General features: G+C 40.0%; 10 protein-coding genes and 1 other annotated feature. Of the genes, 7 read left to right on the forward strand and 3 right to left on the reverse strand.

Features of this window, described 5'->3' with window-relative positions:
* Positions 1-94: 94 nt before the first annotated feature.
* The 3 genes from ACEVFT_RS14710 to ileS all read left to right on the forward strand — a co-directional run bounded on the left by ACEVFT_RS14710 (position 95) and on the right by ileS (position 5,050).
* Positions 95-736: a hypothetical protein gene (locus ACEVFT_RS14710; protein WP_393950534.1), complete on the forward strand. Its 642-nt coding sequence runs from the start codon at positions 95-97 to the stop codon at positions 734-736.
* A gap of 19 nt (positions 737-755) precedes the next feature.
* On the forward strand, positions 756-1,598 hold the full coding sequence (locus ACEVFT_RS14715) for a DUF2785 domain-containing protein (RefSeq protein WP_393950535.1): 843 nt from the start codon (positions 756-758) through the stop codon (positions 1,596-1,598).
* A 59-nt stretch (positions 1,599-1,657) separates the two neighbouring features.
* Positions 1,658-1,896, forward strand: a binding site (T-box leader).
* A gap of 61 nt (positions 1,897-1,957) precedes the next feature.
* The gene (gene ileS, locus ACEVFT_RS14720) at positions 1,958-5,050 is read left to right on the forward strand and encodes an isoleucine--tRNA ligase (RefSeq protein WP_393950536.1); all 3,093 of its coding nucleotides are present in this window, start codon (positions 1,958-1,960) and stop codon (positions 5,048-5,050) included.
* A 42-nt stretch (positions 5,051-5,092) separates the two neighbouring features.
* Here ileS and ACEVFT_RS14725 read toward each other — a convergent pair whose 3' ends face one another.
* A complete protein-coding gene (locus ACEVFT_RS14725) occupies positions 5,093-5,695 on the reverse strand; it encodes a LysE/ArgO family amino acid transporter (protein WP_393950537.1) in 603 nt (200 codons plus the stop codon).
* Positions 5,696-5,805: 110 nt separating this feature from the next.
* On the opposite strand from ACEVFT_RS14725, the gene ACEVFT_RS14730 reads away from it, so the two are divergent.
* On the forward strand, positions 5,806-7,248 hold the full coding sequence (locus tag ACEVFT_RS14730; RefSeq protein ID WP_393950538.1) for an aminotransferase-like domain-containing protein: 1,443 nt from the start codon (positions 5,806-5,808) through the stop codon (positions 7,246-7,248).
* 97 nt (positions 7,249-7,345) lie between these two features.
* On the opposite strand, the gene ACEVFT_RS14735 is transcribed toward ACEVFT_RS14730, so the two are convergent.
* Positions 7,346-7,843, reverse strand: a complete 498-nt coding sequence (locus ACEVFT_RS14735) for a hypothetical protein (RefSeq protein WP_393950539.1) — start codon at positions 7,841-7,843, stop codon at positions 7,346-7,348.
* 253 nt (positions 7,844-8,096) lie between these two features.
* Here ACEVFT_RS14735 and ACEVFT_RS14740 point away from each other — a divergent pair, with 253 nt between their 5' ends.
* The gene (locus tag ACEVFT_RS14740; RefSeq protein WP_205447540.1) at positions 8,097-9,239 is read left to right on the forward strand and encodes an oxalate decarboxylase family bicupin; all 1,143 of its coding nucleotides are present in this window, start codon (positions 8,097-8,099) and stop codon (positions 9,237-9,239) included.
* A 36-nt stretch (positions 9,240-9,275) separates the two neighbouring features.
* Here ACEVFT_RS14740 and ACEVFT_RS14745 read toward each other — a convergent pair whose 3' ends face one another.
* Positions 9,276-10,427, reverse strand: a complete 1,152-nt coding sequence (locus ACEVFT_RS14745; RefSeq protein ID WP_393950540.1) for an MFS transporter — start codon at positions 10,425-10,427, stop codon at positions 9,276-9,278.
* Positions 10,428-10,525: 98 nt separating this feature from the next.
* Between ACEVFT_RS14745 and yeiL the strand changes: the two genes are divergently transcribed.
* Both yeiL and ACEVFT_RS14755 read left to right on the forward strand, forming a co-directional pair.
* Complete coding sequence (gene yeiL, locus ACEVFT_RS14750) at positions 10,526-11,188, forward strand: transcriptional regulator YeiL (RefSeq protein ID WP_205443731.1); 663 nt, start codon at positions 10,526-10,528, stop codon at positions 11,186-11,188.
* A 358-nt stretch (positions 11,189-11,546) separates the two neighbouring features.
* Positions 11,547-13,298, forward strand: a complete 1,752-nt coding sequence (locus ACEVFT_RS14755) for a methyl-accepting chemotaxis protein (RefSeq protein ID WP_393950541.1) — start codon at positions 11,547-11,549, stop codon at positions 13,296-13,298.
* The last annotated feature ends 8 nt before the right edge of the window (positions 13,299-13,306 follow it).

Here is a 13,306-nt window from a genome sequence, read left to right on the forward strand (position 1 = left end):
TAGACATTCAATGATTATAGAATGTCTAGCCTTTTCTTTAAAGTTGGATTCATATACAATAGTTGTAATATTTTTCTAAAATAGAGGTGTTGAATTGTTATTTGCTATATTAGATAATGCGACAGCTTTTTTCCTAAGCTTACCTCTTCTACTGATTTATTTAAAAAGTATGTCACAGGAAGAATCCTCTTGGCGCTGGTCGATGCCTTTATGGTTGTTGAATTACTTTGGTATTCGTTATTTTGTATCGGATGGTGCGCTTTTTTGGGTTGTCCTCTTTTGGCAGTTCCTATTTTTATGGCCAATTAGTCTAGCAATCTATATCCATTTATACAACAAGGAAAAGAAGTGGGCATGTTATATAGGCTTAAAGAAAAAGCATGTTGTGATTGTGGCAACATTGATGGTGCTATTTGGGAGCTCACTCGTTTATTCACTTTATCAGGCAAATCAGCAAGTGATTGCGTTTCATCAGCAGGTAATGCTAGAGCTTGAGGACAGTTCAGATCGACAGCTTTATTTGATGCACAATACGATTGCTCCTTCGACACTTCTAGATGTTGCTGATGACATAGCTGAAGTTCGCAGTGGTCAGGTATACGCGGCAACCTTTCCTTGGCGTAGTAAGGTGATTGTACACCAAGATAATTGGCAAAAGGAATTTACATATGTCCGTTTTAATGAGGGATGGAAGCTAGATGGGATATACCGAAAAAGTGAGTATCAAAATAAATAAGCAAAGGGGAGTCAAACAGTTGATACAAGATGTACTGAAGGAAGAAGAATTAAAGGATCGATTAATAGCATTGAAAAAGGGACAAACAACAATGGAGCTAGTGAATCAAGAGCAGCTTGTGCATTCCATGCTAGCACACATCGGTTCTATTGATAGTGAGCTACGGGATACCTATATTTATAGCAGCTTTTATGAATGGATTTTAGAAAAAAACTTGCTGGATCATCGTTGCTTAACGGAGCTGTGGGATTACAGCTTAAACCATTTATTAGTTAAGGGAATTGGAGAAAAGGAATCGGATTGGGTCTTTACTCGCTCCTTTACATCATTATTAGTAGCGCTTATTTTAGCAAGGGATCTACAGGATAATTTTTTATCCAAGGCTAATATAGAGGACTGTCAAACAAAGGTACTAACCTATGTATTATCTGAAAAGGATGTAAGAGGCTATGTGCCTGGCAAGGGATGGGCGCATAATGTGGCACATGTTTCAGATGCTATCGATGAACTCGTGAAAAATCCTAAATCACTGACAACAGCCTATATCGATTTGCTACATGCATTATGGTCCATCTATTTACAACCAGATTACGTCTTTATCCATAATGAAGATGAAAGGCTATTAGTGCCAATATTCGCGATGCTGGAGCAGGGACTGAATCAAAATGAAGTCATCCAACTAGTGCAGCAAATGCCATTCACTATAGCCGTATTAAAGGAACAGCTGAGTGAAGAACAATACAGAATAGTACTATTCAATAGTAAAACTTTGCTAAAGAGCCTTTTGATTCAAACCATTCATCAGCCACGGTATGCTGTTCTCCATCAAAGTATAGCCACTTGTCTCAACGAAAATTTTTAAGATTGTCCACTGTTGACAGACAATTGGTAATTTGCTAAGATGAAGGACAATAAAAGCATACAAATTCGTTGATGAGAAAGAGTAGTGTTTCATTTTGTTCTACAGAGAGCCGACATTTGGTGGAAGTCGGTGTGCAGGTGTTACATGAAAATCCTCTCTGAGAAGATTAGCTGAATCGAGTAAGCTAATCCGGGTGTCTACCGTTAAAAAGAACACGTATGATTGTACGTTGCTGAGTGCTATTGGCCATCGTGTCAATAGAATTAGGGTGGTATTCGCGGTTAACCCCGTCCCTTTTCCTTGGGACGGGGTTTTTTGTATGCCTTTTATACAAATTTGCTTGTATAGGAGGAGCTAATATGCAGAAAGAACAAAAGAAAGAAACAACGGTTGAACGAGAAACAAGGATTCGTGCATTGTGGGCGCAAGAAGGGACCTTCACCAAATCCGTTAGCAATCGTGCTGGACAGCAGCCCTTTGTGTTTTATGAGGGACCACCAACAGCGAATGGTTTACCACATGTTGGCCATGCATTTGGTAGAACCATAAAAGATGTCGTGGCACGTTATAAAACGATGCAAGGCTATTTGGTTGAACGAAAAGCAGGCTGGGATACACATGGTTTGCCTGTGGAATTAGGGGTAGAAAAGACATTAGGCATATCTGGAAAGCAGGAGATTGAAAACTACGGGGTAGAGCGCTTTATTCAGGCATGTAAAAAGAGCGTTTTTACCTATGAGCAAAAATGGCGTACCTTTACAGAGCAGCTTGGCTACTGGCTCGATATGGATGATCCTTACCTAACATTAAGTAATGACTATATAGAATCTGTATGGCATATTTTAAGCCATGTTCACAAGGAAAAACTTTTATACAAAGGGCATCGCGTTTCACCTTATTGCCCTAGCTGTCAAACATCCTTAAGCTCTCATGAGGTGGCACAGGGCTATAAGGATGTCAAGGATTTATCCGTTACTGCAATGTTTAAGCTTGAGGATCGAGACGAATATTTCTTAGGCTGGACAACGACACCTTGGACGTTACCAGCCAATGTAGCTTTGGCTATGAATCCTGCTCTTCGATATGTACGTGTAAGGCATGCAAATAACATATATATCCTCGCCAAATCGTTAGTATCAAAGGTTTTTTCAGAGCCTGTGGAAATATTAAGTGAGCATGACGGGCAGGATTTTGCGGGTGTTTCCTATTTACCGCCATTTTCCTATATAACCGTCGATAAAGGGCATGTTGTTGTCATGGCGGATTATGTGACAGAGCAAAGTGGTACAGGAATCGTACACATAGCGCCGGCTTATGGAGAAGACGATTATAAAACGGTCCAACAAAATGATTTGTCCTTTGTCAATGTAGTCGATCTTAAAGGCTGTTATACAGAAGCTGTACCTGAGCTTGTCGGACGATTTGTGAAAGACTGTGATGTCGATATCATTAAGATGCTTGCAGCAAATGAGCTTTTATTTGCTAAAGAAAAATATGAGCACAGCTACCCGCATTGCTGGCGCTGTGATTCTCCATTGCTGTACTACGCAACAGATAGCTGGTTTATCAAAATGTCTGCATTAAAAGAGCAGCTTTTACAAAATAATCAACAGGTGACATGGTATCCTAGCCATATCAAGGATGGTCGCTTTGGCAACTTCTTAGAAAACTTAGTGGATTGGAATATTAGTCGTAATCGCTATTGGGGGACACCGCTCAATGTATGGATTTGTCAGGACTGCACTCATGAGGAGGCACCTAACAGTATTGCAGCACTAAAACAATTAGCCAAAGGGACTGTCGATGAGCAATTAGAGCTCCATAAACCATTTATTGATGACATTGTCTGTACCTGTCCTGTCTGTCGAGGCGACATGAAACGTACGCCTGAAGTTATCGATGTTTGGTTTGACAGTGGCTCGATGCCATTTGCCCAACAGCATTATCCTTTTGAGGATGGAGCGACTTTTCATCATCAGTTTCCAGCAGATGTTGTTATTGAGGGAATCGACCAAACGCGAGGCTTTTTCTATAGCTTATTAGCGGTATCGACCTTATTTACAGGAAAACCACCTTATAAAAATGTGCTATCGTTAGGGCATGTACTGGATGAGCATGGACAGAAGATGTCCAAAAGTAAAGGCAATGCGTTAGAGCCTGTTGAGTTAATTGAGCAGTATGGAGCAGATGCTTTACGCTGGGCATTTTTAGTTGATAGCTCCCCATGGAATCCAAAGCGTTTTTCTAAGAAAATTGTCCTAGATGCGAAATCTAAACTAGTGGATACACTCGACAATACGTTTAAATTTTATGAAATGTATGCCCAGATCGATGGCTTTACGTATGACGCTACAAATACAGGTACACGCTCACAGCTAGATCGTTGGATATTGTCTCGCTTACATCATACTATCCAGCTTGTCACAACATCCATGGATGATTATCAATTTACACAGGCTACACGGGAAATTGGTCAATTGGTAGAGGAGTTAAGCAATTGGTATATTCGTCGGTCACGCGCTAGATTTTGGGCAAATGGAATGACAGCAGATAAACGCGGTGCATTTAGCACACTTTATGAGATGCTTACATCCATTTGTCAATTAGTAGCTCCGTTTACACCGTTTATAGCAGAGGATATCTACCGTCAATTATGTGGGAAAAGTGTTCATCTTGAGAAATATCCAACATTCAACGATCAACTAGTGGATATGAAGCTTGAACAAGAAATGGCAACAGTTTTAACAGTTGTGGAACTTGGACGTAGCATTCGTAATAGTCAGGGAATCAAGGTTAAACAGCCTTTAAGTGAGCTCATTGTTGCCATTGGAGGTGAACCGGCAGATTATCAAGTCTATTGCGAACTCATTCAGGATGAGTTAAACATCAAAGTTTGTAGATGGACATATGATTTTTCGGCTTATGAAAGCGTGTATTACAAGCTGAATTTTAAAACGGCTGGAGCGGTATTTGGTCCAAAGGTTAATCAAGTAAAAGAATATGTGTTGACATTAACGGATGATGAGAAACAAAAGCTACAACAACAAGGAACAGTGGATATCATGATGGAAGGTCAACAGCTAACATTAGTAACAGAACATGTGATAGCTGAATCAATCGTGAAGGATCACTATATTTTAGCGGAGGATAGCACATGCCGTGTCTTGATAAATGTTCAACTCACAGAGAGCTTGCTACAAGAAGGGCAAATGCGAGAATTGATTCGTACAATACAAGATGCACGAAAAAAATGGCAGCTACCAGTGGAGCAATATGTAACGATTGCTTTTAATGGTAGTGCAGAGGTGCTTTCCATCATTCAGCAGCATGAATCTTTATTACAAGCCAATGTATTAGTCAAAGCTATTCATTATGGCGAGGAATGGCCTCATGCGAAATCCATTGAGACGGCATTATTTAATGAAAAACTCACTTTGTTTGTCACTCTATAAAAGAAATGCTCAGGGATTCCTCCTGAGCATTTTCTATGTATGCTACAATAAGCCACTTACGAGGTAACATGCTGTTGCCCAAATAAAGATGGCAGAGCATTTATTAAAAATACGCATCAGCTTTCCAGAGCTATCGAGTTTTTTGAATGAGGCGCCTGTCAATGTCAGACCGAAAAACCATAGCCAAGAAATGAACACACAAGCAACAGTGAACATCATTTGCTCTGTACCACTATATTTTAATGCGCTCGTACCAATGACGCCGATTGTATCTAAAATAGCATGTGGATTGAGAAGTGACACCGAAAGTGCGAAGAGAATTTGTTTTTTTATGGGCAATGCTTCACTATTTTCAGTGGTTGCTGGATTCGAACGCCAAATGGTATAGCCCATATAAAGTAAAAAAACGATACCAATAGTCATTAAAGTGATACGCAGCCACTCAAATTGTAGGACAATTAGTGATAGACCGAATACCGCAAGCAGAATGAGTATTGTATCACAGATCGCAGCTGTCACACTTGCTGGCAAAGCGCGTAATAAATTTGGTTGTGTAGCACCTTGCGAAAAAACAAAAACATTTTGAACGCCTAATGGCAATATGAGTCCGAATGCTAAAATGATACCATGCAGAAAAGCTTCCAACGATCATTCCTCCTTTCACTACTCATTTTAGATATGATATAACTAAAAGAAAACGACCAATTGGCTGGTTTTTTATCCACCCAATTTTATAGGATGGAAGGAGAGGGATCATGAGCTGGCAGCCGAATAGACAAAGTGACACTACATTACAGCAGCAGATTGTACAGTGGATAACAGCCCAAGTGGAACGAGGAGACTGGGTAGCAGGGACAAAACTGCCCACCCAAAGACAGCTGGCCATCCAGTTCGATGTGAACCGTAGCACTGTTCAACAGGCTTTGGAGGAATTAAAAGCAATGGGCATCCTTGAAGCAAAAGTAGGCTCTGGGGTTTACGTTACACACCATTCTTGGCATGCATTAATCCAACAAACACAGCCGAATTGGCAAACTTATATTGAGACAAGCATCCATAAGCCAAATTATCATACCATCCAAATAATTAATGAATACGAACAGCGTGATGATGTAATTCGTTTAGGAACGGGAGAGCTAGCACCTAGCTTGTTGCCCACCGAGGAAATAGAAGCATCACTTCGAGAGCTATCCTTTCAACCCAAAGCATTAGGCTACTCTTCACCACAGGGAAATGACCAGCTTCGTGCAGCAATTTGCGAATATGTCCAAAAAAGGGGTATTACTGCCGAGCCTCAAAACATCTGTATTGTCTCAGGTGCTCTTCAGGCACTACAGTTGATTGCTGTTGGCTTATTAGAGCAAGGGTCCATTGTGTTTCAGGAGCCAACTTCGTATTTAAATTCTGTTCATCCATTTCAGTCCGTCGGCATGCAAATGATTAGCATTCAGCGTGATGACCAGCTTGCCAGTACATTGTCCCAAAGGAAACGAAAAAAACAAGCCGTGTTTTACGCAATTCCTACTTTACATAATCCAACAGGGCATGTGTGGACAACACGGGAGAGAAAGCAGCTATATGAAGCATGTCAGGCATCACGCATTCCGATTATAGAGGATGATGTCTACCATGAATTGCTTTTTGAAGAGACATCCCCTCCGATTAAAGCAATGGAAAGTAGTGGGCAAGTCCTTTATATTGGTAGCGTCTCCAAAACCTTAAGCCCTGGGCTACGCATTGGCTGGCTCATTGGTCCAACCACTGTCATCGAACGATTAGCCGATATAAAAATGCAAACAGACTATGGCTCAAGTGCCATTTCACAAGAAATTGTCCTGCATTGGCTGCAATCAGGAAAATATGAAAAGCATCTCACTGGATTACGTCAACAATTACAGGAGCGAGCCAATTTTACGGAACAGCTTTTACAGGAAAAATTTAAAGACATAGCGAATTGGAATAAACCAAAAGGAGGCTTTTATATTTGGCTCAAGTTTCACGAACCGCTTGTAGACAAAGACCTCTTTATGAAGCTGTTGCAGCAACAAGTATTAATCAATCCAGGCTATATTTACGATCCACACAATCACCACCATATTCGGCTATCCTATGCCTATGCAACCTTTGAAGAATTACAAGAAGGCTTACGAATCCTGCATGAATATGTGGTTGCGGCTATGGTACGAAAGAGTAAGTAAGGACTTGCTCTGAAGTTAGGGAAACGTGGAGGTGAGGAGGTCGCTCTAAATAAGGTGAGAAGTGATCATGGAATTCAAGAATCCGCTCCCAAGTGGGTTAGAAGTGATCCAAAAAGCGAGGAATCCGCTCTAAAGTGGTTGAGAGGTGATCATGAAAGTGAGGCCCCCGTTCTAAAGAGAGTGAGAGGTGATCCAAAAAGCGAGGAATCCGCTCCAAAGTGATTGAAAAGTGATCATAAAGATGAAGACCCTGCTCCAAAGTTGTTGAGAGGTGATCAAAAAGATGAGGATCCCGCTCCAAAGTGGTTGAGAGGTGATCAAAAAAGTAAGGCCCCCGCTCTAAAGTGGTTGAGAGGTGATCATGAAAGAGAGGAACCCGCTTCAAAGTAAGTAAGAGATGATCATGAAAGTGAGGAACCCGTTCTAAAGAGAGTGAGAGGTGATCCAAAAAGAGAGGAATCCGCTCCAAAGTGATTGAGAAGTGATCAAAAAAGTAAGAAACCCGCTCCAAAGTGAGTGAGAAGCGATCAAAAAAGTAAGAAACCCGCTCCAAAGTGAGTGAGAAGCGATCAAAAAAGTAAGAAACCCGCTCCAAAGTGATTGAAAAGCGATCAAAAAATGAGGCCCCCGCTCCAAATTCAGTGAGAAGTGATCAACATAGCAAGCCCCCTCTCTTAATCAAGTATCCACGCTCAGTCACTCATCTCACCAACAGAAAAGAAAGTGAATAATCTGAGCATTGCATCCATACATTTTAGAAGGATGAAAGTATTTTATTTCGATTTCTAACATAAAGAGGTGAAGGATTGGAGAATTTACCACCAGGTTATTTTCAGGTGCCTCAGCCTATGCGAGGTGATGGGGCTGGAGGGGTGGATAAGGGGCCGCGGGATATTATGAGGGATTTAGAAAATCCTGATATGCTGGTGCCACCAACGACCGATGCAGGTTTGATTCCAAATCTACGATTCTCGTTTTCAGACACGCATATGACCTTAAATCAAGGTGGGTGGTCACGGGAAATTACGGTTCGTGAATTGCCGATTGCTACGACGTTGGCGGGTGTGAATATGAGTTTGACACCGGGGGGCGTGCGCGAGCTGCACTGGCATCAGCAGGCGGAGTGGTCTTATATGCTGCTTGGTCATGCTCGTATTACAGCAGTCGATCAGAATGGTTGTAACTTTATAGCGGATGTGGGGCCAGGCGATTTATGGTATTTTCCACCCGGCATCCCACATTCCATTCAAGGGCTAGAGGATGGCTGTGAATTTTTATTAGTATTTGATGATGGGCATTTCTCTGATCTGAATACACTGTCAATCTCGGATTGGTTTGCTCATACGCCGAAAGAGGTGTTATCAGCAAATTTTGGGGTTCCCATCAGCGCTTTTGATCACATTCCGAGTGAACAAGTGTATATTTATCAGGATCGGGTCCCGGGACCAATCGATTCGCAGAAAGTACAGTCTCCTTACGGGCAGGTTCCTCAAACCTTTAAACATCGCCTGTTGGCACAGCCGCCATTAAAAACACCAGGAGGCAGTGTGCGCATTGTCGATTCGACTAATTTCCCTATTTCTAAAAATATCGCGGCTGCACTGGTGGAAATTGAACCTGGAGCGATGCGGGAGTTGCATTGGCATCCGAACAACGATGAATGGCAATATTATCTGCAAGGAAAAGGACGTATGACAGTATTTACAGGGGATGGAACGGCTCGAACATTTGATTATCGAGCGGGTGATGTTGGCTATGTGCCGTTTGCCACGGGACACTATATTGAAAATACGGGCACAGAGCCATTATGGTTTTTAGAAATGTTTAAAAGTGATCGGTTTCAGGATGTGTCCTTAAATCAATGGATGGCCTTAACTCCGACAGAATTGGTGCAAAGTAATTTGCAGGTCGGTCCGGAGCTACTAGAGGCTCTCAGAAAAGAAAAATGGCCAGTAGTGAAATATCCTGGCTTTTCCTATTATCCAAAATAACGAAAGCAGGTGAAGAAGTTCTCACCTGCTTTTTGTTTAATATTGATATTTTTTACGTGTCATAAGCAAAATAGCGATGGCTGGTATTGTACAAATGAGCATGGCTGCGAAGGATAGACCTGGCGATATTTCGTACAAATAGCCACCTAGAAACGTAAGGATGGCAGTACTTAAGCCCATAGCTAATGCTGAGTATAAACCCTGTGCATTGGGGATTTGTTCCTTTGGTAGCGCTTTTGTTAAGTAGCGAATAAAGGCAAAATGCGCTAATGCAAAGGATAATGCATGCAAGGTTTGAGAAGCGATAAATACCCAGACATTCGGGAACATAAAGATGAGTAACCAGCGTAGGGAAGAGCCGCTCGCTGCTAAGAGTAATAAAGACGATGAGCGCCATTTCGTCAATAACGTATCAGCTTTCATAAAGTATAAAATTTCGCAAATAACTGCGATATTAATAATCATCCCCATATAGAATGGATCAACCTGTAAATCTTCTAAATAAATATAACCATAGCTATAATAGGAAGCATGTGCACCCTGTAGCAAGATGACGATGAATAAAACAATCGGGAAGCCTTTGATATGCCATAATGTCTTCATCGACAAAGATTTTGCCCGTTGTTCTTTGGTCGGCACCACGAGTAATTCCTTTGGTGTCGCTAATTGCTGCATAAGCAACATGCCAATCAACCCAATAATCATGCTCCAAAAGATGATGTTCTTACCAAAAACGCCTGTCAGCATACTAATAATTAAAACGGCAATGACAAAGCCAAATGAACCATAGGAGCGGCTTTTGCCATAATGAATATTGCCATGCTGAACAAGTGTTGCTGCACTACTTTCCACAGCAGGTAATAGTGCTGGATAAAAAATACTAAATAAAATGGTCACGATTAATAATGCTGTAAAGCCTGTGCTTGGAATATAGAGGAAGGCTGTTAGTAGCGAGCCTATTGCTAAAATCGTAATGAGTCGTTTATTGTGTACATATTTTGCAAGTGCTGGAAAGAAGAAAAGATTGGATGTGGCACGAGCTAGGAGCCCACAGCCCATCACCACACTTGCCTGCGAAACGGTTAGATGTTTCGCATCCACCAGCCAACCTGTCCAGTAGGGTAAGAAAATGCCCCAAGTGATGAAAAATGTAAAGAAATTCTGAGAAAGCCATCGTTGATTGTTCATATAATTTCCGTACCTCCATTAACTATGTTGAATAATAGCATGTTCATCGCTACAATAATGTGAGATATCTCATATTTTTTATAGGAGAGAGTAAAAAAATGCATATTTTAACAGCTGAAGCACGTGCCCATTATCTTGAAAAATATCCGATTGATGATTTTTTCTCATTTGATATCAATCCTTATCTAGAAGTCCGCCAGTTCGACAAGGGAGAGTGGATCTTCCAGGAAGGCTCCTTTCCAGATACAGTGTATTACATGATAGAAGGAAAGGCGAAGCTCTATATGACACATAAAAATGGGAAGGTTTCACTTATTGAATACCTAGAAGCACCACTTTTTATGGGGGAAATTGAGTTGCTGAATGAGGCAAGGTATACAAAGGGGATACAAACTGTCACCAAGACAATTTGTTATTCGATTACGCAGTCATGTAAGGAAAAGTTACTTGCGGATGCCTTATTTTTACGTAGACTTTGTGTGTTTTTAGGGGAAAAAGCCACAAAAATGACATCTAAATATACACAAAATCAAGCATATCCGTTGGAAAATCGCTTAGCGGCATTTATCCAATTATCTGCCGATCAAGGTGTCTACAAAGAAAAGCATACAGAAATCTGTGAGTATTTAGGGGTTTCTTATCGTCATTTATTATATGTATTGGCACAGTTTTGTGAAGAGAAGATATTGGAAAAGCATAAGACTAGCTATCATATTATTAATGACAAGCGTCTTGCTCAGCTAGCACAAGAAATACAATGAAAAATACCGGAGGGTCTCAAAGATTATTTGAGGCCCTCCTTCTTTCATTCATAGAGGAGAGCGTAATTACCTACTTCAAAATAATTATTCTAGTCAAAATAAGTATTCTTTCACTGTACAGAATTGAGCTGTGATAAAACTCCTGTATTTTTCAAATAGCAGAACTAAAAAAGTTATAGGTCTTTAGATATAGTTATTTAGAATTTATTTTGAACTAAAATCTTACATTTTATAGATTGTTTTTCTTAGTTTCTGTGTTTATACTATTTTTAACTATGACATCTAATCAACAATAATAAAAAGGGGGGAGCTGCGACGCCTTTAGCCCATTTGCTATGGCTATGCAGCGAGAGAAAAAATGTTTTTTTCTAAGAAAGTAGCTGGAGATTATAATTATTTTTCTGCAATAAATTTTTCAGATATAGAATCCAATGAGCGATTCAAAGAAAAACTAGATTTTTTAGCATTTTCGAAAAATCGGAGGGAGCTAGTTCGTTATTTACGTACAATTTACGAGAATAATCGACAGGAGATTTTAGACAATTTATCTGACCGTTTAAATGACGTACAAGATTTTGCCAAAATAGCAGAGAAGTATCCTGATCTAGGTGGAGACAAGCAATTAATTGATGATTATTTTGAGAGCTTGTTTGAGGATGAATTGAACCTTCAATATGTTTTTAAAAGAAGGAAATTATCATCCATACTTTTAAGTGTTGGCATCTTACCAAATCAAATCATTGCGATTTATATGTTAATTAATCAATTGATTATTCCACTCATCGTAAAAGAATTAGCTCGAAATCCTAAAAACATGTTGGATGTTTTACTCGCATTTGAAAGTCTATTGAATATTGATCAGCAAATTATCTTTGAAACGTATATAGAAAACCAGGCAAATTCTGTTGTGACAGGATTAGGAGAAATTATTAAATATAATACACAACTCAACTCAATCAAAGAATTAATCGAGTTCCAAGAGGTGCAGCAAAAGGAGATAGTTGCCGCAAATCAATCGATGCAGGATTTAGAAAATAGCATTGAAGAAATTGCTGTTTCTGTAAGTGATATTTCAGCTCAAACTAAAACAGCATTGTTTGAATTAAATGAAGACCTAGCGTCTTTAAAGCATATTACTTCCATTTTGCAAGTAACGGATGAAAGCCAAAAATCAATGCAGGTAAATATCGGTCTTTTAGTAAACCATGTCAATAGTGTGGCAAAATTAATGGAATTGATTAAAGCCATTGCTGATCAGACGAATCTTCTGGCACTCAATGCCACAATTGAGGCTGCAAGAGCGGGAGAGGCAGGAAAGGGCTTTACAGTAGTAGCGGAAGAAATACGTAAATTGGCTGATGATACAAAATCGTCCGTACTTTCGATTCATACGGACATCAATGAATTACTGCTCATAACGGCAGACATACAATCCGTTACACAGCAGTTTGCCAAAGATTTGCATAAAGGCGTAGTCGATACAGCGATGATTACAGAAACACTTACAAATTTAAACGATAATATTCAGCAGCAAGGTATCCGTTTTGGAGAGATTGCAGAGACAGCTAGAAGTCAAGCTGCATCGGCTAACTACATTGCCGAGTGCAATCAAAATATTACTGAAAGCATGGACAAAAGTAAGGAAATTGTTTTTCATATGGGCTCCTCCATTTACCGACTGAGCAATATGATTGATGATTACCGCACCAAAACGATTTCCAATAATTACATCATTAGTCAGGAAGATATTATCGAATTAGCGATTACTGATCATTTGCTATGGAGTTGGAAAATTTATAATTTACTATTAGGCTTTGAAAAAATGTCTGAAGAAGAAATAGCCTCCTATCAAAACTGTCGTCTCGGTAAATGGTATTACGGATTAGGAAAAACATTGCTTGGAGATAAAGCTATTTTCAAAGAGCTCGAAGAACCTCATATGCTCATCCATGAGCTAGCAAAAAAAGCTGTACAAGCATTCAATCAAGGTTACAAAGATCAAACGGAAGCTTATCTTCGCGAAATTACCTTGGTTTCTCATAAAGTAGTGGATAAGTTACAGCAATTAAAAGCTCTTTTAGTGAATGAAAAGCAGCAATATGAACGTTAAATATGTCT

Source organism: Lysinibacillus sp. PWR01, from assembly GCF_043359455.1.
GTDB lineage: Bacteria > Bacillota > Bacilli > Bacillales_A > Planococcaceae > Lysinibacillus > Lysinibacillus fusiformis_F.